Below are 23786 nucleotides of genomic sequence, written 5' to 3'. Positions count from 1 at the left end.
GTGTCGCGCCGCCCCAGAGCCTGAATTCAGTGGCACCCGTAACGTCTGCGGCGCTTGCCTGCTACCCCGCGACGGTAAACTTCCGGCGTGTCCCAGTCGAAGTCGAAGAGCAAGTCCACGCGCAAACCCGCCGGTCGTCCGGGCGGGCGACCCGGCCGCGTTCCCGCGCGGAAGGCGACGGCAAGCGATTGGATCGCGGGAGCCCGCCCCCGCACCCTCACGCTCGCCATTGCGCCGGTCGCACTCGGCAGTGCGGCCGCCAACCAGGCGAATGCGTTCGACTGGCCGCTCGCCGTCCTCTGCCTCGTGGTCGCGCTGTTCCTGCAGATCGGCGTCAACTACGCCAACGACTACTCCGACGGCATCCGTGGCACCGACAAGTACCGCGTGGGCCCGGCCCGTCTGACCGGGGGTGGCGTCGCCAATCCCAAGCGTGTTCGCAACGTCGCGTTCGTCTCATTCGGCGTCGCCGCTCTCGCGGGCATCGCCATCGTGGTCGTCACCCAGTTCTGGTGGCTGCTCCTCGTGGGCGCGGTCTGTGTGATCGCCGCGTGGTTCTACACCGGAGGCAAGCGCCCCTACGGCTACAACGCGATGGGCGAGATCTTCGTCTTCGTCTTCTTCGGCCTGGTGGCGACTCTCGGCACCGAGTTCGTGCAGGAGCACGTCCTTCAGTCGTGGGGCTGGGTCATGGCCGTGATGATCGGCCTCTTCTCCTGCGCCGTGCTGATGATCAACAACATTCGCGACATCCCCCAAGACGCCCAGGCCGGCAAGCGAACTCTCGCCGTTCTCCTCGGCGCCCGCTGGTCGCGGGTGGCCTATGCCCTCTTCCTGCTGCTGCCGTATGTGCTGATGATCTTCTTCCTGATCTTCTTCGTCAACGCGGGCTACGTCTACTTCACGCTGATCCTGACGCTTCCCGCGCTCATCATCGGCGTGACGGCGAAGACGCCGAAAGAGATGATCCTCGCTCTGAAGCTGTCGTCGTTCTCAGCGCTGGCCTTCTCGCTCGCGCTGGCGGCCGTGATCTTCTTCTTGCAGCTCGGCTGATCCAGAGCTCGACGCCGCTGCGCTAACCGTTTGACGCAGTGCCTACTGACTTTTCGGTAAGTAGTGCCTGAAACGGTTAGTTAAGGCACACGGGCAGAACCCGCGGCCGCTAGTCCTCTTCGGAGGGCGCAGCGCGACGAGCGGGCTTGCGGTCGAGCCCGGCGTCTTCGGCGTCGGCGTCGTCATCGCGGGCGGGAGCCTCACGGCGCTTAGCGAGGTTCTCGGCGACGCCCGCGCGAAGTCGGCCGAAGAAGATGTACGAGATCAACAGCGCGAGCACTGCGGCGACGCCCGCGGCGACGTAGACGGTGAACACCGGCACGAGGCTCAGAACGGCGAAGAGGACCGCGAACAGCCCGATGCGGGCACCCGTGTAGAGAAGAGCAGCTTTCACGTGGGGCAGTCTAGGTCAGGCGATTCGGCGCCCCCTTCGAGCGACTCTCCCAGGTGCCCCGCCTAGGCTCACGGCATGGTCAAAGGGCTGATCGTTCTTCTGGTGGCTGCGGTCGCCTTCATCATCTATGCCCTGGTCGACTGCGCTTTCACCGAGCGACAGCGTGTGCGTTCGCTGACCAAACCGATCTGGGCACTCCTCATCGTGGTTCTGCCGGTGATCGGCGCCGTCCTGTGGCTGTTGCTCGGCAAGGCGGGCCGCGCCGACGGCCCGCGTCTGATCGCCCCCGACGACGACCCCGACTTTCTCGGTCGGGCTGCGGCACCGGTGAGCGACCGTGAGCGGGAGTCGCTCGACGAACGCATCCGCAAGCTCGAAGAGGAGCTAACCGAGCGCGATGACGACGGCCCGGGCAAGCCCACGCGCTGACCGTCCCTCCACCACCGGGTGGCACACTGAAGACGTGCCCACCCTCCCTGCTCCGAGCGGCAGCCCCGCGACCGATTTCGCCGTCCTCCTTCTGGCTGAGCTCGAATCCGCTGGCGTCCGCGATGTCGTGCTCAGCCCCGGATCCCGGTCTCAGGCCCTCGCTCTCGCGGCCGCGGAATTCGAGGCGGCCGGGCGTCTCCGCCTGCACGTGCGCATCGACGAGCGGTCGGCCGGTTTTCTCGCGCTGGGTCTCGCCATCGAGAGCGGAATCCCCACGGCCGTGGTGACGACGTCCGGTACTGCGGTGGCGAACCTGCATCCGGCCGTCCTCGAAGCTCACCACTCGGGGGTCCCCCTCCTGCTGCTGACGGCCGATCGCCCCACCGAGATGCGCGGAATCGGCTCGAACCAGACAACCCACCAGCCGGCCCTGTTCGGCGAGGCGCTGCGGTTGCTCCGTGACGTCGAGGCCCCGTCCGACACCGGTGTCGACGCCGACGCCGTCCGCCAGCTGGTGAGCGAGTCGATGTCGGCGGCCCTCGGGCGCTCCAGTTCGCCCGGTCACCCCGCCGCCCCCGGCCCCGTCCAGCTCAACATCGCCTTCCGCGAGCCGCTCTCCGCCCCGGTCACGACGCTTCCCGAGGCGCGAGAGCAGAGCCGGGCAAGTGATCAGAGCCCGACAAACGGCCAGAACGCAGGATCCGCGCCCACCCTCCCCGCATCCCACACGCCCTTCGCGCTCGAGGTCGATGCAGACCCGGCCACCGTCGTGGTGGCCGGCCACGCGGCCGGGCCCGTCGCCGAAGAGACCGCCCGCCTGCTCGGCGCCCCGCTCGTCGCCGAGGTCTCGAGCGGCGCACGATTCGGCCCGAACCTCGTTCCTGCCTACCGACTGCTGCTCGACGACGTGGGCTTCGGCGGCGCCGTCCGGCGCGTGGTCGTCTTCGGGCATCCGACGCTGACGCGACAGATCCCGGCGCTGCTGAAGCGCGAGGGCGTCGAGGTGATCGTGGTGCGCGGCGGGGTGCCGGAGGCGTACGACCCGAGCAGGAGCGCGACGGTGATCGACGCCGTCGAGGTCACGAGCGGCGCGCACGACCCGGACGACCGTGCCCATCGCGGGTGGGTCGGATCCTGGGTTCACACCGGCCGGGCCCAGCTCGACGACGACGAGACCGCCCCCGACCTCGAGGCGGCTGTCGCCGACGACAGCGCCTCGCGGGCGCAATTCCTTCGGGGCGAGGTGGAGGCGATCCGGCGGCCGGTCACGCGGCGTGCGCTCGTCGAGGCGCTGTGGAGGCTCACCTGGCCGCACGACCGGCTCGTCCTCGGGGCGTCGCGACTGATCCGCGAGGCCGACGTGCACGTTGCAGGTAAGAGGATCGCCGTCCACGCGAACCGCGGCCTCGCAGGGATCGACGGCACGATCGCGACAGCCACCGGCATCGGTCTCGCGGCGCAGGCCGGCGGCACGAGTGGAGCTCCCGCGCAGGAGTGGGCGGATGGCGCGGGCGGGATCACGCGAGTGCTCCTCGGAGACCTGACGCTGCTGCACGATGCGGGGTCGCTCCTGTTCGGCGTGGGCGAGGCGAAGCCGAGGATCCAGGTGATCGTCGGCAACGACTCCGGCGGCACCATCTTCGACGGGCTCGAGGTCGCGGGCGTTGCCCCGGAAGCTCTGATGACCAGGGTGCAGCTGACTCCTCAGGTCGCCTCGTTCGACAAACTCGCCCAGGCCTACGGCTGGGAGTACGTGCGGGCATCCACCCGCGGCGAGCTGGAGCAGGCGCTGGCCGGGTCGCGCGGACCGGTGCTGATCGAGGTACCGCTCGCTCGGTGACGCTCATCGGATCCTGGTCTCTTCGTCGGTGGGGTTCGGCTCGCGTCGGGGCGCGGTCGGGTGCCGGGCATAGAGTCGCCGCATGGCAAAGACATGGAAGACCGAGCCGGCCGAGTCCCTTCGAGTGGGCGCCGACGTGCGCCTCGCCGATATCGATCCGGGCTCGACCCCGGGATTCGACGGCGACAAGAAGTACGGAAGGCAGGCGCTCGAATCAGGGGCCGAGCAGCTGTCCGAGCTCCAAGAGAAGCTGTTCGCCGACTCGCGCGCGGGCGGTGGGAAGAGCGTGCTGCTCGTGCTGCAGGCAATGGATACCGCCGGCAAGGGCGGGATCGTCCGCCACGTTGTCGGAGCGGTCGACCCGCAGGGCGTCGCGCACCACGCCTTCAAGCGTCCGACCGAGGAGGAACTCGCGCACGACTTCCTCTGGCGCGTGCGCAACCAGCTTCCCGATGCCGGAATGATCGGCGTCTTCGACCGCTCGCACTACGAAGACGTGCTCATCGGGCGGGTTCGATCGCTCGTCGCCCCGGAGGTCATCGAGAGCCGCTACGACGATATCAATGCGTTCGAGGCGGAAGTGGCGGCGTCCGGGACGACGATCGTAAAGGTCATGCTGCACATCTCATCCGACGAGCAGAAGGCACGACTGGGGGAGCGGCTCGAGCGCCCCGACAAGTTCTGGAAGTACAACCCGGGCGACGTCGACGAGCGGCTCGTCTGGAACGACTATCAGGAGGCGTACGAGATCGCCCTGCGGAAGACGTCGACCGAGGTGGCGCCCTGGTTCGTCGTACCGGCCGATAAGAAGTGGTTCGCTCGGGTCGCCGTTCAGCGGTTGCTGATCGGGGCTCTCCGCGGGCTCGACCTCGGGTGGCCGGCCGCCGACTTCGATATCGAGACCGAGAAGGTGCGGCTCGCGACAAGCTGAGGACGTGGCGCGTCGTCGACGACGTGTGACCGCTCCACAGTGGCGGACCGAACGACCACTAACCGAGGGCGTCGGCAATCGGCATGAACTTCATCGTCGTCTCGGCGACCTCGCGGCCGGCCTCCGACTCGGCGACGATGCCCGCACCGGCGAAGGCGCGAATCGTCGCCGTCTCGCCAGCGGGGGCGCGGACCACCTGGGCGCACCGCAGCGCGATCGCCCACTCGCCGTCGCCGTCGGCGCCGACCCACCCGACGGGGCCGGCGTAGCGGCCGCGGTCGAAGGGCTCGAGAGCGGCGATCAGGCGCAGAGCATCGGCTGTCGGCGTACCGGCAACGGCGGCGGTCGGGTGCAGCGCGTCGATCAGGTCGAGACTGCTCGAGTCGCCCGTCAACTGGCCGGTGACATCGCTCGCCAGGTGCCAGAGGTTCGGCAGCTTGAGGGTGAACGGCGATTCTCCGGTCAGGATCCGAGACGCGTACCCGTCGAGCGACATCAGCAGACTGCGGAGCGCGAACGCGTGCTCGTCGAGGTCTTTCTGCGAGGTCGCGAGGGCGAGGGCTGCGGCGGCGTCGGAGGCGGCGTCCGTTCCGCGGCCGGCGCTCCCGGCGAGAACTCGGGCGCTGAGCTCGCCCTTCTCGGAGCGGATGAGGGTCTCGGGGCTCGAGCCAATGAGGCCGTCGACGGCGAACGTGTAGGTGTCGGGGTAGGCGAAGGCCAGATCGCGGGCGATGCGACGCAGGTCGGCTCCCTCGGGTAGCTCGGCGTCGAGCGGTCGCGCGAGAACGACCTTGCTCACCTCGCCGCGCCCGATCGCCTCGACCGCCCTCTCGACGGACGCGGCATATTCGTCGGCCGAGAACGACGGCTCGTCGAGCTGCAGGTGCACCTCGTCACCGAGCGAGAAGCGCTCGCCGAAGTCGGCGCCGTCGACCCGGGTCAGCCAGTCGACGCCGTCGCGCCGCCCGAGGATGATCTTCGGCACGATGAGCACGCTCACGGCGCTCGAGTCGTCGGAGAAAGCGAAGGATCCGAACCCCACGAGGCCCGATCCCGCAAGGGCGACCTCGTTGTCGACACTCGCCTCGGCGGCGAGCCGCCTCCAGGCCTCGGCCGCTTCCCGCATTCGTTCCGGCCCGGAGAACTCGAGCCGGACGGCCTCGCCGATTCCGGCGATCCCGTCGCCTCGCCGGATGAACAGCAGGGGGTCGTGGGGGTCGATGTGGGCCAGGAAAGGGGCGATGTCGTCGATGCGGGTTGTCGACACGTGGAGCTTCACTCCCTCATCGTAACGACGCTCCCTCGGGCCGCTCGCGGAGTTCCGTCCGGGCGACCTGGGCGTTGGTCGTGCATCGGCCGTACGCCACCTGCACTCGGCCCGGGTGCAGGCCCTGCCGGTAAGATCGCAGCCGTGACCAAGGCCGATATGAACAAGCAACCGCAGCAGGTTGCCTCCATGTTCGATGGGGTGGCTGCGCATTACGACGTGACCAACGACATCCTCTCCGCGGGCAACGCCGTGCTCTGGCGTATTGCCACCGTAAAGGCGATCGGTGCGGGTGCGGGCGAGAAGGTGCTCGACATCGCCGCTGGCACCGGCACGAGCTCTGCCGCGATCGCCAAATCCGGGGCCGAGGTCGTCGCTCTCGACTTCTCAGCGGGCATGGTCGAGGTCGGGCGTAAGCGTCAGCCGCACCTCAAGTTCATCGTCGGCGACGCTGAAGAGCTCCCCTTCGCTGACGAGACGTTCGATGCGGTGACGATCTCGTTCGGCCTTCGCAACGTAAACCGCCCCAAGACGGCGCTGGCCGAGATGTACCGCGTGCTCAAGCCGGGTGGCCGTCTGGTCATCTGCGAGTTCTCGACTCCGCCCCTCGCCGGTCTCCGCTTCGGCTACCAGGCGTACCTGCGGCACGTGCTGCCCGGCATCGCCAAAGTGACCTCCAGCAACTCGCCGGCCTACAGCTACCTCGCCGAGTCCATCGAGAAGTGGCCCGAGCAGCAGGTGCTGAGCCAGTGGCTTCGCGGCGCCGGCTTCACCCGGGTGGCGTACCGCAACCTCACGGCCGGCATCGTTGCCCTGCATCGCGGCCGCAAACCTGCCTCCTCGACCCGTCGCCCGTCGTCGGCTCCCCACGCCTGATCGACCGAAGGTGAATCCGTGAAACCCAGTGCACCGGCGGCCCGCCGCACCGCCGGCTTGAGCTCGTCGTTGGGCCTCGCCGAAAAACTCTTTTCCTCCGCGTCGGAGCGCCGTTTCGTCGCGGCGATCGACGCCGGTCTCGAGCGAGTCGAAGAGGGCCTCCTCGTCGAGATGGCCTTTGGTGACGATCTCGCCGACGTGACCAGCCGGTACCTGCTCGCTGCCGGCGGCAAACGCATTCGCCCGACGCTCGCCCTTCTCATCTCGCAGCTCGGCGACGGCGCCACCGATTCGGTCGTGTCGGCCGCGCAGGCCGTCGAGATCACCCACCTCGCGTCGCTGTACCACGACGACGTCATGGACGAGGCGACAATGCGCCGCGGGGTTCCGAGCGCTCAGTCTCGCTGGGGCAACAACGTGGCGATCCTCACCGGAGACCTGCTGTTCGCTCGCGCATCGACCATCGTCGCCGACCTTGGCGAAGAGGCCATACGGCTTCAGGCCCAGACCTTCGAACGCCTCTGTCTCGGTCAGCTCCACGAGACGATCGGCCCGCGCGTCGACGACGATCCCGTGGCCCATTACCTCGACGTGCTCTCCGACAAGACCGGCTCGCTCATCTCGATGGCGGCGAAGGTCGGCGTCCTGTTCTCGAATGCTCCCCGCGAGTACCTCGGTCCGGTCTCCGACTTTGGCGAGAAGATCGGTGTCGCCTTCCAGCTCATCGACGACGTCATCGACCTGTCGCCGCAGGCGGAAACGACCGGCAAGCGCGCCGGCACAGACCTGCTCGTGGGCGTCGAGACACTGCCGCTCATGTACCTTCGCGTCGAGGCGCAGACCGATATCGACTCGTCGGCACTCCTCAGCGAGATCGAGGCGAACGTCAAGGCCACCACGGCCGGGGGCGCGGTCAGCGAAGCCGATCTCGCCGACACGGTCCGCCAGCTTCGCGAGCACGACGTCACCCGTCGCACGCACGACGAGGCGAAGCGCTGGGCCGACGAGGCGGTCGCCGCACTCGCTCCGCTGCCGGAGGGGCCCGTTAAGAAGGCCCTGACCCGGTTCGCTCAGCGCGTCGTGGAGCGGACCGCCTGAGCCGAGCCGTCGGATCCTCGGCTCCGAACGATCAGCGCGGGCGCTCGCACGCTTCAGCACGCACACCTTTTCACCACCACCGAAGGACTCAATTCGTGACGACCCTCCGTCTTGCCATCGTCGGAGCCGGCCCCGCCGGTATCTACGCCGCTGACATCATCCTGAAGGCCGAACGCCAGTTCGACGTGCAGATCGACCTGTTCGAGCAGCTGCCTGCCCCCTACGGTCTGGTGCGCTACGGCGTCGCCCCCGATCACCCGCGCATCAAGGGCATCATCAACGCACTGCGCGACGTGCTGGACCGCGGCGACATCCGCATCTTCGGCAACGTGCGCTACGGCGTCGACATCAGCCTCGACGATCTCAAGAAGCACTACAACGCGGTGATCTTCTCCACCGGCGCGATCGCCGACGCCGACCTCGACATCCCCGGCATCGAGCTCGAGGGCAGCTACGGCGCCGCCGACTTCGTCTCGTGGTTCGACGGACACCCCGACGTTCCGCGCACCTGGCCCCTCGACGCGCACTCGATCGGCGTCGTCGGCGTCGGCAACGTGGCCCTCGACGTCTCGCGCATGCTGGCGAAGCACGCCGACGACCTGCTGCCGACCGAGATCCCCGAGAACGTCTACGACGTACTCAAGGCGTCTCCCGTGACCGACGTGCACATCTTCGGGCGCCGCGGCCCCGCGCAAGTGAAGTTCTCACCGCTCGAGCTCCGTGAGCTCGGTGAGCTGCGCGACGTCGACATGATCGTCTACGACGAAGACTTCGACTACGACGAGGCGTCCAAGACGGCGATCAAGACCAACAAGCAGGTCTTCGTGATCGACAAGGTGCTGAACCAGTGGCGCCAGCGCGAGACCGGCAGCGCCTCGCGTCGCCTGCACCTGCACTTCTACGCCAAGCCCGTGCGGGTCGAGGGCGCCGACGGCCGCGTGACCGGCTTCACCTACGAGCGCACCCGCCCCGACGGCGCCGGTGGCGTCGAGGGCACCGGAGAGATGCGCACCATTCCCATGCAGGCGATCTACCGCGCCGTCGGCTACTTCGGCTCACCACTCGACGGCATCCCGTTCGACGAGAAGCGCGGTGTGATCCCGAACCACGAGGGCCAGGTGCTCGACGACAACGACCAGCTCGTGCCCGGCGTCTACGCGACCGGCTGGATCAAGCGCGGCCCCATCGGGCTCATCGGCCACACCAAGAGCGACGCGATGGAGACCGTCGGCCACGTTCTCAACGACCAGGCGTCGTGGTGGACCCCGGCCGAGCCGTCGCTCGAGTCCGTCAACGAGCTGCTCGACTCCCGCGGAGTGAAGTACACCGACCTCGACGGCTGGCACCGTCTCGACGAGCACGAGATGGCGCTGGGCGAACCCCAGGGCCGTGCGCGCGTCAAGGTCGTGCCCCGCGACGAGATGATCCAGGTGTCGCGCGGCGAGTAGCCGTCGTGACGGGGCCCGGACGATGACAGCGCAGGATCCGAACGCTCGCCCCGCGGTCATGCCCACCGCCCCTCGGCCGACGTCACGGCTCGTGGGCATCGACGCCGCTCGCGGCATCGCGCTCTTCGGCATGTTCGCCGCGCACCTCGTCTTCGTCGAGGAGCCCGTCGACTGGACAGAACCCACGACCTGGTGGTCGATCGTCGCCGGCCGGTCGTCGGTGCTGTTCGCCACGCTCGCCGGAGTCTCTCTGGCTCTGGTGACCGGCCGGAGCCATCGCTTCACGGGTGCAGCGCTGTCGACGGCCCGGAAGCGGGTCGCGATCCGCGGGATCCTGATCTTCGTGCTCGGGATCCTGCTGATGCTTCTCGAGACTCCCGTCGCGGTAATCCTCTCCACGTACGGGCTGCTCTTCGTCGCGCTACTGCCGGCGCTGTCCTGGCCGCGTCGGGCGCTGTTGCTCGTCGCTGCCGGCCTGGCGCTGGTGGCGATGCCGATCTCGTTCGCTTCGCTCACTCCGCTGTATGCGACGGGGCCGATTCGGCAGCAGATCCTGCTGTACTACCCGCTCGCGACCTTCGCCGCCTACCTGCTCGTCGGCCTCGCCGTCGGGCGCTCCGATCTCTCGTCAGCTCGGGTGCTCGGGCGACTGCTCGGCCTCGGCTTCGCCATGGCGCTGATCGCCTACAGCGTGGGCGAGGCGGTTCTGCCCGGAGGACGGTTCTACCAGTCGGGCGCTGAGGTGCGACTTCGTGACTTCGTGTTCGCCAGCGAACCGCACTCGTCGACGCTCGTCGACATGGTCGGGTCGGCCGGAGTCGCGCTCGCGGTGATCGGCGTGTGCGGTCTGCTCGCCCGGCTCCGGCTCGCATCGCCGGGGATGCTGCCGTTCCGGCTGCTCGCCCGGGTCGGAGCCCTGCCGCTCACGATCTACTCGGTCCACCTCGTGGTGATCGCGTTCCTTTTTCACAGCGGTTTTCTCGACACGCTCACACGCACCGGAGACATCGTGGTCTGGGTGGGCTTCGTCGGCGGCAGCGCCCTCGTGGCCACGCTGTGGGGCGGTCGCACGGGCCCGTTCGAGCGCGCCATCGGGGGCGTGGCTAAGCGCGTCGCGCCTGCTCCGCGCGAGGTGGCGGCCCGACAGTGGGCGCCTCCGGCGGGGCCGCCGCTGGTGTGAGCGGGGCCTAGTTCGCCTCGAGTGCCGCAGGGGAGCTCGGCTGGGCCGGATCCTGGGGTTCGGCTTCTCGGTTGCTACCCGCGGACGCGCTCAGCGGAAGTTGACGAACTGCAGCGAGACGTCGAGGTCGGCGCCCTTGAGCAGAGCCATCGTCGCCTGAAGGTCGTCGCGGCTCTTGGAGGAGACGCGCAACTCGTCGCCCTGGATCTGGCTCTTGACGCCCTTCGGGGCCTCGTCGCGAATGAGCTTGTTGATCTTCTTGGCGGCCTCCTGATCGATGCCGTCTTTCATGGAGACCTCGATGCGGTACTCCTTGCCGCTCGCATAGGGATCGCCGGCGTCGATGCTCTTCAGCGAGATGCCGCGCTTGATCAGCTTCGACTCGTAGACCTCGAGGACGGCCTTGGCGCGCTCCTCGGTGTTGGCCTTGATGAGCACCTTCTCGCCGCTCGTCTCGATCGAGGCGCCGACGTTCTTGAAGTCGTAGCGCTGCTCGACCTCTTTGCGGGCCTGATTGAGGGCGTTGTCGGCCTCCATCGAGTCGACCTTGCTGACCACGTCGAAAGTACTGTCTGCCATGCCTGCCAGCCTAGCGAACCTCCGGTCGGTGGGTTCGGGGCCTGCCGGGCCTGCTGGGCCTGCCGGGTGCCGCCCTCGCTGCCAATTAGCGAGCGATCCGGCCCGACGCGCCGGGTCGGGCGTGGCTGACGGGCGCGATCACTCTCGGATTTGCAGCGGAGCCTGCACATGGGGGAGCGCCGAGCGTCGCAGCAGCAACCCCTGCTCGAGTGCCTGCCACACTCGCGGCAAGTCGAAGAAGACCTGCTGGTAGGTGAACTCCATCACGACATAGCCGAGTCCGATGATGGTCGTGATTCGGGCTCGGTCTTTGTTGTAGTGCTCTGGGCTGCCGTGGTGCTCTTTGCTGGTGCATTCCACGACAAGAAATCCTTCGATGACAAAGTCGACCCGAATCGTGCTCGTCAACCACACCTGACATTCGAAGCGAAGGCCCGCTTTTCTGAGTTCGTAGCGGAGCGCCGACTCAGTGCCCGATTCCGCACGAGGATCCGCCCAGCCCACGAGGTACCGCAGTCGTCGGGGGAGCCTGGCCGCGATCTCCGCGAGCTGCGGCCGCTCTCCCGGGGGCAGTCGCAGCGCAGAGTCGATCGTCGCGAGGGCTGTTCGAGGGTCGCTGTGTCGAACGGCTTGGACGGCGACCGTTGTCGGCGAGGCGACCAGTCTCTCGTCCGTGGTGAGGTGGTGAGCGTCACGGAGAACGACGACGGCCGCATCGGCAAGGGGACGATTGGCATCGTCGGGGTCTCGCAGTCGCTGCGCGTTCGGCATCACGCTGACCGTCAGGTCGAACTCGTGCGGAGTCCACAGGCCGTGGAGTGCTGCGGCGGAGGCACCGGCCAGAACGCCCCCAACCCGAGACGCACGCACTACCTCGCGTGATGCAAGTGCATCGGCGTATATGCCGTTGCGAACCCGGATGAGCGCGCCCGATTCAACGGCGCGCCTCAGATCCTTCTGGTGCAGCCCGGCGCGGAGGAGTTCGACACGGCGGGCGACATGATCGAGCCGCGACATGATCGCCGCGAGGTGTTCGTGCATGGGCCCAGACTGCTGAGTCGGCCAGCAGCGACGGGAGGATCGGCGGCCTTCTGGGGAGAAAGCCGTCGTCCTCCGGGGTGTGAAGACGGGGCTAGACGCCAATTTGCGAGCGATCCGCCACGGCGCGCCAAGTCGAGCAGCGCCGAGGGCCGCGATCACTCTCAAATTGGCGACGACGGGGACAAGACTGCGGGCGACGAGGATCCCAGTGGTCGAGACCACCCCGAACGCCATGTATTGTAGGTGCGCGCCTTCGGTTGCCCGAGTGGCACGAGAAGCGCATCTGGCAAGTTACCCAAGCGGCCAAAGGGATCTGACTGTAAATCAGCCGGCGTAGCCTTCGGGGGTTCGAATCCCTCACTTGCCACGATCAGAACGACCACACCCCGCGAGCCTCTGTGCCGCGGGGTGTCGTCTTGTGGAGGACGCCATGACCAACGCCACCAGCCCGACCAACGCCGATCTGCTGCAGACCGCCCGGTCGATCGCACGGGAGGCCGGAGCGCTCGCCGCTCGGCGCCGTGCCGAGGGCGTCGAGGTGGCGGCCAGCAAGTCGAGCGCCGTCGACATCGTCACCCACGCCGATCGCGAGGTCGAGGCGCTCATCAGGCGGCGTCTGGCGGCGGAGCGTCCGGGCGACGGTTTTCTCGGCGAAGAGAGCGGCGCCGAGCCGTCGACCACCGGCCTCACCTGGATCGTCGACCCGATCGACGGCACCGTCAATTTTCTCTACGGCATACCGATGTACGCGGTGAGCATTGCCGTGGTGTCGGGGGAGCCGGATCCTCAGCACTGGACCGCCCTGGCGGCGTGCGTCGTCAACCCGGTGCTCGACGAGGAGTACAGCGCCACCCGTGGCGGCGGTGCGGCGCTCAACGGCGTCCCTCTGCAGGTCACAGGCCCGACCGATCTGTCGCAGTCGCTCGTCGGCACGGGCTTCTCGTACGATCCCGCCCGGCGCATCGAGCAGGCGACTCGCCTCGTTCCTCTGCTCGGGCGTGTGCGCGACATTCGACGAATCGGGGCGGCGTCGCTCGATCTCTGCGCGGTCGCCGTCGGGCGGCTCGACGCCTACATCGAACGCGGACTCCAGCCCTGGGATCACGCTGCCGGAATCCTCATCGCCGAGGAGGCCGGTGCCTCGGTGCTGACCCCGGCCGGAGCTCCCGCGAGCCGCGAGCTCACGGTCGTGTCGGCTCCGGGCATTCGGGCCGAGTTGGCGAGCGCTCTGGCCGACTGCGGTTTCTAGGGCGTGAGAGTCGAGCGGACGACCCCCAAGGATCCGCACCTCACTCGTGCACGCGCCAGCAGCCCCTCGGCGTGCCCAACCTGATAAATCACAGAATGTGAATATCAGCGTCTCGCCAAACCGTCGATCTCTCTGTATGGTGGTGAAGTCGTCGTCGAAGTGAGTGTGTCCGTTCCCGCTCAATCCGGTCGATTTGGTTTTACCTTGCCGGAGTCGACGTCACCGAACACCCGAAAACTACGCCGCCAATCGCTGCGCCAACTTCGATGGTTTTTCCCCCCGAAATCCGTCTGAGTGAGACAGCGAGCGATGAAGGCACCGATCGAGTACGAGGAGAATCCACGCTGTGACGTCTCAGGGCCACGAAGCCAGTTCCTCGGCGACGCGACCCGTGACGGTCGACAACGAGGGTGGTGCTCTCACTCGACGCGAGTTGCGTGCCCGCGAGCGTGCCACCGGCTCGATGCCGGCCGTGACGCCTCTTCGCCCCGGCGTGGCCTCCGTCGAGTCTTCCGACGTCGCCACGGCGAGTGCACCTGCCGCTGCCGCAGCACCCGGCTCGCGCCGCGCGCTTCGAGAGGCACGTGAAGGGGCATCGTTCGTGCGGCCCTCGGCCGACCAGCCCGTTCAGGCTCCGCTCGCAGAGGCACCCGTTCTCACGGTGTCGCCCGCCGCGGCCGATGAGGTGCCCGTCGTCCCCACCGTGATGCCGACGGCCCCCCAGCCCTCCGCTCCTACCCGCACGGCCCCCCGGGCTGCAGAGCCCCGTCTCGCGGCCCCACGCGCCTCCGTTCGTGCGACCGCTCGGGCTCGTCGTGCGGCAGCCGTGGCCGCGCCTGTCGTGGCACCCCGTCGCTCGCCGGCGCAGCTCCGAGGCCAGCGCACACGTCGCTTCGGAGTGCTCGGCGCGATGGTCTTCGTCGGCGCGACGATCGTCGCGACCTCCGTGCCGGCCAACGCCTATTTCGTCGATACCCCCGAGAACGTCGCTCTCAAGCTGACCGCGGCCGCTCAGTCAGGAACAACTGTCGGCGGAGTCGCTGCGACCGGCGGCCAGCAGTACGTCGCATCAGGAGCCGTCTCCGACGCATCCGTCGGCCGCGACGGGTACTCGGTGACCAACCTCAACACGACCGTATCGTCGGCGAACGCGGGTGCGTTCACCAACGACTCCACGGCTGCAGTCCAGTGGCCGTTCGCCACCGGAGTGCCGATCTCGAGTGGCTTCGGCGCCCGCCAGGTCGCGAACTGCGGTTTCTGCTCCACGTTCCACCAGGGTCTCGACTTCATCCCCGGCGAAGGGACCCCCATTCAGATCGTCGCCGACGGCGTTGTGTCGAAGGTCGAGCAGGGCGGCGGCGCCCTTGGCTACAACGTGTGGATCGAGCACACGATCAACGGCCAGCAGGTCACGAGCGTGTACGCGCACATGGTCGCCGGGTCGATCAAGGTGACGCAGGGCGAGACGGTCAAGGTCGGCCAGCAGGTCGGAAACGTGGGCTCGACCGGCAACAGCACCGGTGCCCACCTCCACTTCGAGATCCACCTCAACGGCGTTCCCGTCGACCCGTACCCGTGGCTCATGGCCAACGCCGGGGCCGCCTGAGCCGCTCTTGCCGGTGTGCCTGCGAGGCACTGCCTACGTCTTACGGACAAAGCCACCTGCCGCGGCAGGTGGCTTTGTCCGTAAGACGTCTCGCGGACCAACGCTGGCAACGCCGGCCCGTGGCAACTACGACACGCGCAACCACACCGTCGCGTCGGCCGGCAGCGCTGCGCCCTCGAGCTCGACAGTCGCGAGGAGCTCGTCGGCGACGGGGAGCTCCACCGGCACCGAGCCGGTGTTCGCAATTACGGTGATCTGACCGTTGCGGAACGCGACCACGTCGGGGCCGTAACCGGGCAGCCACTCGACCGTGCCGGATCCTAAAGCGAATTCGTGACGCAGCGCGAGAGCCAGGCGGTAGAGCTCGAGAGTGGAGCCGGTGTCGCCCTCTTGAGCGTCTCGTGCGTAGGGCGCCCACCCCTCGGGCTGCGGCAGCCACGACTCGCCGGTGGTGTTGAACCCGAAGGCGGGCGATTCGGCCTCCCAGGGCAGCGGCACACGGCAGCCGTCGCGACCGTAGCGCTCGCCCGCAGTGCGGAACCACGTGGGATCCTGGCGGGCTTCGTCGGGCAGGTCGATCGCCTCGGGCAGCCCGAGCTCTTCGCCCTGGTAGATGTAGGCCGAGCCGGGGAGGGCGAGCATCACGGCAGTGGCCGCGCGAGCCCGTGCCAGGCCGACCGCGGTGTCGGGCAGGCCCGAACTCTTCGGCCCGATGCCCGCACCCTGGGCGTTGTCGGCGGTGAGTGCGAGCCGGGAGGCGTGGCGCACGACGTCGTGGTTCGAGAGCACCCAGGTGCTGGGGGCGTCGACGCTGTCGAACACCTCGAGCGACGAGTCGATGACGCCCTTGATCGACGGTGCCGACCAACCGCTCTCGAGGTACGAGAAGTTGAACGCCTGGTGCATCTCGTCGGGGCGAACCCAGTTGCTGAGCTTCGAGAGCGGCTCCACCCAGGCCTCGGCCACCAGGATCCGGTCGCCCGGGTAGGTCTCGAGAAGGGCGCGCCACGAGCGGTAGATGTCGTGCACGCCGTCTTGAGCCCAATACGGAGGCGTCTGGTCTTCGGCGAGGCCGCCGCCCATGCTGCCGGCGTCTTTCGGGGGCGTGTAGTCGGGCAGCCCGTCTTTCTTGATGAGACCGTGGGCGACGTCGATGCGGAACCCGTCGACACCGCGGTCGAGCCAGAACCGGAGCACGTCGAGGAACTGGTCGCGGACTTCGGGGTTCTCCCAGTCGAAGTCGGGCTGCGACGAGTCGAAGAGGTGGAGGTACCACTGGCCGGGGGTGCCGTCTTTTTCGGTGACGCGGCTCCACGCGGCGCCGCCGAAGACCGACTGCCAGTTGTTCGGGGGAAGCTCGCCGTTCTCGCCCTGCCCGTCGCGGAACAGATAGCGGGCGCGCTCGGGGGAGCCGGGAGCTGCCGCCAGCGCGCGCTGGAACCAGTCGTGGGCGTCGGAGGAGTGGTTGGGGACGAGGTCGACGATCACGCGCAGGCCGAGCTCGGTAGCCCGGCGCCGGAGCGCGTCGAAGTCGTCGAGCGTGCCGAAGAGAGGGTCGACGTCGCAGTAGTCGGCGACGTCGTAACCGGCGTCTTTCTGCGGGGAGGTGAAGAACGGCGAGAGCCACACGGCGTCGACGCCGAGGTCGGCCAACGCCGAGAGGCGCGAGGTGATGCCGGGGAGGTCGCCGATGCCGTCGCCGTTGCTATCGGCGAAGGAGCGCGGATAGACCTGGTAGATCACGGCCGTGCGCCACCACTCGGCCCCATCGAGTCGGGGGCCGTCGGTCTGGATGGTCTCGTCGAGAGGCATGACAGCCACGATACGACAGGTGCGTCGCTCTCAGCCGCACGAGTCCACAGGGGAGTACCGGGTCCGTTATGGTGGTGCGAACCGACCGGATTGGCTACCTCCTGGACTCCTTGCCCGACCTCTTCCCGCCCGACGCGACTCCCTTCCCGCTCGCGCTCGGAACAAACGTGTTCGGCTGGACGGTGGGTGCACCGACCGCCCTCGAGATCCTCGACGTCTATGCCGACGCCGGCGGACGGGTGCTCGATACGGCCGACGTCTATTCGGCCTGGCTCCCGGGCAACACGGGCGGCGAGTCGGAGGCGATCATCGGCCGGTGGCTCGCGCGCCCCGGAAACCGCGATCGCGTCATCGTCAGCACGAAGGTGGGTCAGCACCCCGACGCTCCGGGCCTCACTCGCACCAGCATCCGCAAGGCCGTCGAGGCCTCGCTGGGTCGGCTGCGCACCGACCGTATCGATCTCTACTTCGCACACTACGACGATGACGAGACTCCCCTCGACGAGACGGTCGCCGCCTTCAGCGAGCTGGTCGACGAGGGAAAAATCCGCTACCCGGCGGTGTCGAACTACACCGGCGCGAGGCTCCGGCAGGCGCTCGCGATTGCCGACCGTGACGGCCTCCACCCCTTCGCGGCGGTCCAGCCGGCCTGGAACCTCGTTCGTCGCAACGAGTACGAGTCCGACATGTCGCCGCTCGTCGACCACTTCGGGCTCGCCGTGCTGCCTCATTCGACGCTCGCGAGCGGGTTCCTCACGGGCAAGTACCGCAGCCGCGACAACATCGGCGACTCGCCCCGGGGCAGTCGAGCGATGGGTAATCTCACGCCCGGCAACTTGCGCACCCTCGACGTCGTCACCGATATCGCATCGAGGCACGGGGTGACACCGGCCGCCGTGGCGATCCGCTGGGTGGTCCAGCAGCAGAACGTCGTCGGCGCCCTCGCCAGCGCTCGCTCGGTGATCCAGCTCGAGAACCTCCTCGGGGTGGCCCAGCTGACCCTCGACGACGCCGAGATGACCGAGCTCACGACCATCTCGCAGCACGCCGACGACTGAGAACGGGTCTGTCGGCTACTTCGTCGGGGAGGAGCTCGACGCTGCGTATGCCTCGATCCGGGACCACCGGGATCCTCGGCTCTCGGAATTCCCGAGGCGAACGGGTGTTGCGTTAGAGAACATCCGATCAGAAGGAGTCACATGACCGACGCACCCCGCACCACTCTCGGGTCGAGCGACCTCAGCGTCTTCCCACTCAATCTCGGCGGCAACGTCTTCGGCTGGACGGCCGACGAGGCGACGTCGTTCGAGATCCTCGACGCCTACGTCGCCGCCGGGGGCAACTTCATCGACACGGCCGACGTCTACTCGGCCTGGAAGCCGGGCAACTCGGGGGGCGAATCCGAGGTCATCATCGGCAAGTGGATGAAGGCGCGCGGCAACCGCGACGACATCGTCGTGGCCACCAAGGTGGGCATGCTCACCGGCCTCGAGGGCACCTCGCGAGAGATCGTCCGTCGCGCCGTCGACGACTCGCTCGAGCGCTTGGGCACCGACTACATCGACCTCTACTACGCCCACCGCGACTTCACCGACCGTCCCGTCGAAGAGGCCGTCGAGGCCCTCTCCGAGCAGGTCGAGCTCGGCAAGGTCCGCGCGATCGGCGCCTCGAACTTCTCGGGTCAGCGCCTCGAGCAGGCCCTTCGTTTCTCGGAGTCCGAGAACCTGCCGAAGTACGCGGCGATCCAGAACCAGTACAGCCTCGTCGAACGCGACAAAGTCGAAGGATCCGACGGCGGCCCGACGGTCGCGGGCGTCGCGGCAGCGGAGAACGTCTCCGTGCTGCCCTATTCGTCGCTGGCCAGCGGGTTTCTCACCGGCAAGTACCGCGACGGAGTCGACGTCGACAGCCCCCGCGCCGGAGGCGCCAGCGCCTACCTCGACGAGCGGGGTCGGCGTGTGCTCGCCGAGCTCGATCGCATCTCGGAGTCGACCGGCGCATCGGTCGCCACCGTCTCGCTGGCCTGGCTGATCGCGCAGCCCTCGGTGGCCGGCCCGATCGCATCGGCGCGCACCGTGGAGCAGCTGCCCGACCTCATCGCGGCGACGACGCTCGACCTGTCGGCCGACGATGTGGCCGCGCTCTCGGCGGCGTCGGCCTAGGTCGTACTGCGTTCTGCCGAGATCGCGGGAGTGATCGACTTCACCCGACCACTCCTGCGACCTCGGCGGCGCGTCACGTGTCACGTGGCGGCTCGAACTCCTGCTATTCTCGTGTGGTGCCATTCGCGGCCCGGTAACCGGGTCGAATCAGAGTGGTCACGCCCCCTTAGCTCATTGGTAGAGCACTTCCTTGGTAAGGAAGAGGTAGTGGGTCCGATTCCCACAGGGGGCTCCACCGAACGCGAGTCCGGTGACGGCCCTCAGGTCGGCAGTGCGGCGGGGTAGCTCAGGTGGTTAGAGCACACGGCTCATAATCGTGGTGTCGCGGGTTCGAGTCCCGCCCTCGCTACAAGCAACAAAGGTCTTGCCCTCTTGGGCGAGGCCTTTTTTGCATGTTGGGGGTTGGGGTCGTGAGACCTCGAAATCGACGCCTCGCAGGGCCGCTGAGTCGTCGAATCTGAGGTCTCGGCTCGGCTCGGCGGGCCGAAAGCCTGGCGCGGTCGTACCATGACGCATGGCCGTCATCCGCTCGATCGAGACCGCGGTGCCCGCCGCAACAGTGCACCAGCCCGACTTGCGCGACCTCCTGCGAGAGCAGCCCGGCTATGGGCGACTCGGTAAGCGCCTCGTCACCGCCGCCTTCGATGCCTCGGCCATCGACACGCGGCACTCCGTTCTCGCCGAGTTCGATCAACGAAAGTCGACGTCGGATCCTTCGGTTGCCGCCGACCCGGGTCTTTTCGACATCGCCTCGGGCATCGTCGCGAACCCTGGAACGGCAGCCCGCAACGACGCCTACACCCTCTACTCGAAGCCGTTGCTCGTGGAGGCGGCTCGGAAGGCGATCGCCGCGGTGCCCGACCTCGCGGTCTCCGAGATCACGCACGTCGTGACCGTCTCGTGCACGGGTTTCTACGCGCCGGGACCCGATTACGTGCTCGTCCGCGAGCTGGGCCTCTCTTCGTCGGTGCAGCGCTTCCACCTGGGGTTCATGGGCTGCTATGCCGCGTTCCCCGCTCTCAAGATGGCCGCTCAGTTTTGCGACCTCGACCCCGACGCCGTCGTGCTCGTGGTCTCGGTCGAGCTGTGCTCCCTCCACCTGCACGTCGACGACGACCCCGACGCCATCGTCGCGGCGTCGGTCTTTGGCGATGGGGCTGCCGCAGCGGTCGTCGTCGGGTCGGCGCACGCCGGGCCTGACGAGTCACCGCGCCTCGATCTCGACGCGTTCGAGACCACGATCATCGCCGACGGAGCCGCCGACATGGCGTGGACGATCGGCGACCACGGTTTCGACATGGTGCTCTCGAGCTACGTTCCGCGGATCGTGGAGCAGAACATCGGCGCGGCGGTCGCCTCTCTTCTGGCGGGGTCGCCGGGGCTCGAGGTGGCCGACGTGCCCTTCTGGGCGATTCACCCCGGTGGGCGCAGCATTCTCGACCGTGTCGAGACGGCGCTTGCCCTCGACGAGCCGCAGGTCGCCGCCTCACGGAAGGTGCTGCGCGAACATGGCAACATGTCGAGCGCGACCGTACTGTTCGTGCTGCGCGAGCTGCTGGTGGGCGCCGAAGCGCCGGTGACACGCGAGCTCGTGGCGGTCGGGGCCGAGGCCGGAGCGCGAGCGGCGGAACCGGGCGAGCGGGGCAGTGCATCCGGCAGCTGGACCCGCCGCGTCTGCGCCATGGCGTTCGGGCCGGGTCTCACCGTCGAGACGGCTCTGCTGACCCTGCGGGGCGGCGAGTGAGCTCCTCTCCCTCCCTTCGCGCCCGCGAGACGAGTGCGCTCGAGCTCATGGACGATCCCGACTGCGACGTGGTCGCCCTCGACCGCACCTATCGGCACTTCGCCCTCGTCAACCGTGTCGTGTCGGGCTGGCGACGCATCTACGAGCGCAGGATCCGACCGCTCGCCACCGCGAGCCCCTCGCCCCTCACCGTCCTCGACATCGGTTCGGGTGGCGGCGACGTCGCTCGGGCTCTCGCGGCGTGGTCGCGTCGCGACGGCCACCCGATCTCGGTGACGGCCATCGACCCGGATCCTCGAGCCCACGCCTTCGCGCTGTCCCTCCCGGCTGACGACGGCGTCCGGTACGAGCGCACAGCGAGTCGTGCCCTCGTCGAGGAGGGGCGCGTATTCGATGTCGTCGTCTCGAACCACGTGCTGCACCACCTCGCCGGCGACGAGCTGACCGCGCTCCTTGACGACAGCCGAGTCCTGGCCCGTCGGCTGGCGATCCACAACGACATCGCGAGGAGCCGCACCGCCTATGCCGCCTACTCCGCGGCTACCCGGGTGGGCTTTGCCGGATCGTTCATCCGTCCGGACGGCCTGCTCTCCATCCGCCGCAGCTACACGCCCGCCGAGTTGCGGTCGCGCGTCGGCGGCGATTGGCGCGTCGAGCGACTCCAGCCCGCCCGACTGTTGCTCACGCTGAGCCCGGGAGACGCTGATGCGTGACGTCGTGGTCGTCGGGGGAGGCCCGGTCGGGGTGTTCCTGGCCGCTCTGCTGGCCGAGGCCGGTCTCGACGTCGCAGTCTGGGAGAAGCGCACGCGGCCCGCACCGCTCTCCCGCGCCATCGGGATCCACCCGCCGTCGATGGAGGCGTTCGGCCGGATCGGGGTGGCTGACACCATCGCCGCGAAGGCCGTGCACATCCACCGCGGGATCGCCCGGAGTGGCGGTCGCACCCTCGGCACGGTGTCGTTCGACGCCGTCCATAACCAGTTCGACTACATCGCTTCCCTGCCGCAGCACGAGACCGAGGCGATCGTCGCAGATCGCCTGGCCGAGCTCGCCCCGAACTGCCTGCAGCGGGGGATGGAGCTCGTGGCCATCGACGACATCGACCCGCATCATGTGCGGCTCCACGCGCGCCACGAGGGCCGTGATGTCTTCGAGGTGGCCCGATTCGTCGTCGGGGCCGACGGAGCCCGAAGCGCCGTTCGAAAGCTCCTCGGCATCCCCGCGGCTCTCCGAGCGTATTCCGACGCGTTCGTCATGGGCGACTTCCGTGACGACACCGGCGAGGGTGACGACGCGGTCATCCACCTCGAGCGCGACGGGGTCGTCGAGTCGTTCCCCCTTCCCGGCGGACGACGACGGTTCGTCGCCCACACCGGAAAACCCCTCGACCGGCCCACGGCAGGCGACGTGGCCGCGCTCATCAGCGATCGGGTCGGCACGCGAGTCGACCCGGCGACGAACTCGATGCTGAGCGCATTCGTCACTCGCCGTCGACTTGCCGAGCGCCTGGTGCGGGGCAGGGTCGTCTTGATCGGCGACGCCGCCCACGAGATCAGCCCCATCGGCGGGCAGGGTATGAACCTCGGGTGGCTCGACGCCGCCGAGCTCGCACCGCTCCTCGTGAGCGGAGCCCGCCGCGAACTCGTCGACACCTCATTGTTCGAGGCGCTGGAGGCGTTCGAGCAGAACCGGCTCCGCGGCGCGCGTAGAGCAGCGAGGCAGGCCGAGGTGAACATGGCCATGGGTCGGCCATCAGCGGGAGTGCGGCGCACCGCCCGCGACGTCGGCCTCGGGATCCTGCTGGGCAGCCCCGCGAGCCGGATGTTGGCACGCACCTACGCGATGGCCTGGGCCTGAATTGCCCTTGAGCCACCGACGCGAGTCAGGCTGTCCCGTGACTCAGGCTGTCCCGCGACTCAAGCCGTGAGGCGACCGCCGCTCAGCACGAGCGAGACCGCGACGACGAGCGACATGACGATTACGAGCTGAAAGAGCAGACGGTCGGGCGGGATCGTCAGCACGCGGCGGATTCCGATCGCCGCGATCGCCAGCGAGATCACGAGGCCGAAGACGGCCGGGAGGGTGACACCCCGGTCGTTGTCGCCCGCGACCGGGCCGATCAGAACCAGGACGGACGCGACCACAAGCACCGCGAACGCCACGACGCCCGAAACCCGAGCTCCGAGCCGGTGCGGGAGGCCGCGGACGTCGGTCTCGGCATCGTCGGCGAGGTCGGGCAGCACGTTGGTGAAATGGATGGCGACGCCGAAGAGAGCTCCGACCGCGGTCGCCCACCCCGCCGCGGGCACCCCCTCCTGACCGGAGAGCGTGACGACATCGGGGAGGATCCCGAAGGCGATGACGAACGGCACGACTGAGAAGGGGGTGCGTTTGAGGCCGGCGTTGTAAGCCCAGCCGGAGGCGATCAGCACGAGATGACAGAGAGCTGCGGCGGGCCCGAGGGCGATCGAGACGGCAAGGGCGGCGACCAGGGTGACAATCGCGGCGCGGCGCACCATCGGCACACTGATGCGGCCCTGCGCGACCGGCTTGTCGTGCCGTCCGGTCGCCCGGTCGCGACCGGAGTCGATCCAGTCGTTCGAGAAACCGATCGAGAGCTGCCCGAGCAGGACCGCCACGGCGAGGACGAGGATCCGGGCGGTCGGGTAACCGAGCGAGGCCGCCAGCAGCGCCGACAGCACTGTCACGGCCGCGGTCGGCCCCGGGTGCGAGGAGAGCGCGAGATCCCTCGCCCTGGAAAGCATGGGGATAACACTAGGAGGCCCCATCGTCTCGGAAGGGACGCCCTGCCGCACGGGGCGGATCCGGCCCGAACCAGGGTGCGCCCCGCCGGGGTAAACGGCGGTGCGCACCCTGTCGCATCCGGACGGTGTCGCAGCCCTGCTGGCTCGAAGTCGAGCCCACGGTGGATCAGCACCGAGGGAAACGCTGCGGCACCCTCTGAAACGGGTGCTTGCGTCGAGTTACCATCCCAGACGTGACGTCACTGTACGCCTGACCCGCCGCGGAAACCAGGGGTCCGACGATCGAATCCTCGTGCTTCGCGGGCGTCCCTC

General features: G+C 68.5%; 21 protein-coding genes and 3 tRNA genes. 18 read left to right on the top strand and 6 right to left on the bottom strand.

Annotated elements, in window-relative coordinates; genetic code table 11:
• Positions 1–87: 87 nt before the first annotated feature.
• Positions 88–1053: a 1,4-dihydroxy-2-naphthoate polyprenyltransferase gene (locus VH571_RS00500; RefSeq protein WP_423262808.1), complete on the top strand. Its 966-nt coding sequence runs from the start codon at positions 88–90 to the stop codon at positions 1051–1053.
• A gap of 109 nt (positions 1054–1162) precedes the next feature.
• On the opposite strand, the gene VH571_RS00495 is transcribed toward VH571_RS00500, so the two are convergent.
• Entirely contained in the window at positions 1163–1447 is a 285-nt protein-coding gene (locus VH571_RS00495; RefSeq protein WP_158613187.1) for a DUF4229 domain-containing protein, read from the bottom strand.
• Positions 1448–1522: 75 nt separating this feature from the next.
• Here VH571_RS00495 and VH571_RS00490 point away from each other — a divergent pair, with 75 nt between their 5' ends.
• From VH571_RS00490 to VH571_RS00480, 3 genes are all read left to right on the top strand, one after another.
• Positions 1523–1876 (top strand): PLD nuclease N-terminal domain-containing protein, encoded by a 354-nt coding sequence (locus tag VH571_RS00490; protein ID WP_423262807.1) that lies wholly within the window; start codon positions 1523–1525, stop codon positions 1874–1876.
• Entirely contained in the window at positions 1845–3716 is a 1872-nt protein-coding gene (gene menD, locus VH571_RS00485) for a 2-succinyl-5-enolpyruvyl-6-hydroxy-3-cyclohexene-1-carboxylic-acid synthase (protein WP_423262806.1), read from the top strand. The genes VH571_RS00490 and menD overlap by 32 nt, the downstream gene beginning before the upstream one ends.
• A gap of 82 nt (positions 3717–3798) precedes the next feature.
• Positions 3799–4647, top strand: coding sequence for a PPK2 family polyphosphate kinase (locus VH571_RS00480; protein ID WP_423262805.1), 849 nt, complete (start codon positions 3799–3801; stop codon positions 4645–4647).
• Positions 4648–4705: 58 nt separating this feature from the next.
• Here the strand turns inward: VH571_RS00480 and VH571_RS00475 are convergent, their stop codons facing one another.
• Positions 4706–5926: an isochorismate synthase gene (locus VH571_RS00475; protein WP_423262804.1), complete on the bottom strand. Its 1221-nt coding sequence runs from the start codon at positions 5924–5926 to the stop codon at positions 4706–4708.
• 132 nt (positions 5927–6058) lie between these two features.
• Between VH571_RS00475 and VH571_RS00470 the strand changes: the two genes are divergently transcribed.
• The 4 genes from VH571_RS00470 to VH571_RS00455 all read left to right on the top strand — a co-directional run bounded on the left by VH571_RS00470 (position 6059) and on the right by VH571_RS00455 (position 10516).
• A complete protein-coding gene (locus VH571_RS00470; RefSeq protein ID WP_423262803.1) occupies positions 6059–6790 on the top strand; it encodes a demethylmenaquinone methyltransferase in 732 nt (243 codons plus the stop codon).
• Between the two features lie 18 nt (positions 6791–6808).
• Positions 6809–7888: a polyprenyl synthetase family protein gene (locus tag VH571_RS00465; RefSeq protein ID WP_423262802.1), complete on the top strand. Its 1080-nt coding sequence runs from the start codon at positions 6809–6811 to the stop codon at positions 7886–7888.
• Between the two features lie 95 nt (positions 7889–7983).
• Positions 7984–9336, top strand: coding sequence for a pyridine nucleotide-disulfide oxidoreductase (locus VH571_RS00460; RefSeq protein WP_423262801.1), 1353 nt, complete (start codon positions 7984–7986; stop codon positions 9334–9336).
• Positions 9337–9358: 22 nt separating this feature from the next.
• Complete coding sequence (locus VH571_RS00455; RefSeq protein ID WP_423262800.1) at positions 9359–10516, top strand: heparan-alpha-glucosaminide N-acetyltransferase domain-containing protein; 1158 nt, start codon at positions 9359–9361, stop codon at positions 10514–10516.
• 90 nt (positions 10517–10606) lie between these two features.
• Here VH571_RS00455 and VH571_RS00450 read toward each other — a convergent pair whose 3' ends face one another.
• Together VH571_RS00450 and VH571_RS00445 are read right to left on the bottom strand one after the other, a co-directional pair.
• Positions 10607–11095: a YajQ family cyclic di-GMP-binding protein gene (locus VH571_RS00450; RefSeq protein WP_055959655.1), complete on the bottom strand. Its 489-nt coding sequence runs from the start codon at positions 11093–11095 to the stop codon at positions 10607–10609.
• Positions 11096–11233: 138 nt separating this feature from the next.
• A complete protein-coding gene (locus tag VH571_RS00445; protein WP_423262799.1) occupies positions 11234–12136 on the bottom strand; it encodes a type IV toxin-antitoxin system AbiEi family antitoxin domain-containing protein in 903 nt (300 codons plus the stop codon).
• Positions 12137–12421: 285 nt separating this feature from the next.
• Here VH571_RS00445 and VH571_RS00440 point away from each other — a divergent pair.
• The 3 genes from VH571_RS00440 (at position 12422) to VH571_RS00430 (ending at position 14991) form a co-directional block, all read left to right on the top strand.
• Positions 12422–12503: transfer RNA gene (locus VH571_RS00440), tRNA-Tyr, on the top strand.
• Between the two features lie 63 nt (positions 12504–12566).
• Complete coding sequence (locus VH571_RS00435; RefSeq protein WP_423262798.1) at positions 12567–13385, top strand: inositol monophosphatase family protein; 819 nt, start codon at positions 12567–12569, stop codon at positions 13383–13385.
• 346 nt (positions 13386–13731) lie between these two features.
• Positions 13732–14991 carry a M23 family metallopeptidase gene (locus VH571_RS00430; protein ID WP_423262797.1) on the top strand — a complete coding sequence of 420 codons (1260 nt, stop codon included), beginning with the start codon at positions 13732–13734 and terminating at the stop codon, positions 14989–14991.
• Positions 14992–15117: 126 nt separating this feature from the next.
• On the opposite strand, the gene VH571_RS00425 is transcribed toward VH571_RS00430, so the two are convergent.
• The gene (locus tag VH571_RS00425) at positions 15118–16803 is read right to left on the bottom strand and encodes a glycoside hydrolase family 13 protein (RefSeq protein ID WP_423262796.1); all 1686 of its coding nucleotides are present in this window, start codon (positions 16801–16803) and stop codon (positions 15118–15120) included.
• A 68-nt stretch (positions 16804–16871) separates the two neighbouring features.
• On the opposite strand from VH571_RS00425, the gene VH571_RS00420 reads away from it, so the two are divergent.
• The 7 genes from VH571_RS00420 to VH571_RS00390 all read left to right on the top strand — a co-directional run bounded on the left by VH571_RS00420 (position 16872) and on the right by VH571_RS00390 (position 22566).
• Entirely contained in the window at positions 16872–17861 is a 990-nt protein-coding gene (locus VH571_RS00420; protein ID WP_194603512.1) for an aldo/keto reductase, read from the top strand.
• A 141-nt stretch (positions 17862–18002) separates the two neighbouring features.
• Positions 18003–18965 carry an aldo/keto reductase gene (locus VH571_RS00415; RefSeq protein WP_123941860.1) on the top strand — a complete coding sequence of 321 codons (963 nt, stop codon included), beginning with the start codon at positions 18003–18005 and terminating at the stop codon, positions 18963–18965.
• Between the two features lie 160 nt (positions 18966–19125).
• Positions 19126–19200 (top strand) — tRNA-Thr (locus VH571_RS00410).
• Positions 19201–19240: 40 nt separating this feature from the next.
• A tRNA-Met gene (locus VH571_RS00405) sits at positions 19241–19314 on the top strand.
• Between the two features lie 165 nt (positions 19315–19479).
• A complete protein-coding gene (locus VH571_RS00400) occupies positions 19480–20709 on the top strand; it encodes a type III polyketide synthase (protein WP_423262795.1) in 1230 nt (409 codons plus the stop codon).
• Positions 20706–21422 (top strand): methyltransferase domain-containing protein, encoded by a 717-nt coding sequence (locus VH571_RS00395; protein ID WP_423262794.1) that lies wholly within the window; start codon positions 20706–20708, stop codon positions 21420–21422. Before VH571_RS00400 ends, VH571_RS00395 begins: the two co-directional genes overlap by 4 nt.
• A complete protein-coding gene (locus VH571_RS00390) occupies positions 21415–22566 on the top strand; it encodes an FAD-dependent oxidoreductase (protein WP_423262793.1) in 1152 nt (383 codons plus the stop codon). Before VH571_RS00395 ends, VH571_RS00390 begins: the two co-directional genes overlap by 8 nt.
• Before the next feature lie 59 nt (positions 22567–22625).
• Here the strand turns inward: VH571_RS00390 and VH571_RS00385 are convergent, their stop codons facing one another.
• Entirely contained in the window at positions 22626–23474 is an 849-nt protein-coding gene (locus tag VH571_RS00385) for a UbiA family prenyltransferase (RefSeq protein ID WP_423262792.1), read from the bottom strand.
• Positions 23475–23786: the final 312 nt, after the last annotated feature.

Origin of the sequence: Frondihabitans sp. 4ASC-45, from assembly GCF_049472575.1 — a bacterium.
Classification (GTDB): Bacteria; Actinomycetota; Actinomycetes; order Actinomycetales; family Microbacteriaceae; genus Frondihabitans.
This window is presented reverse-complemented; position numbering and strand designations above follow the sequence as displayed.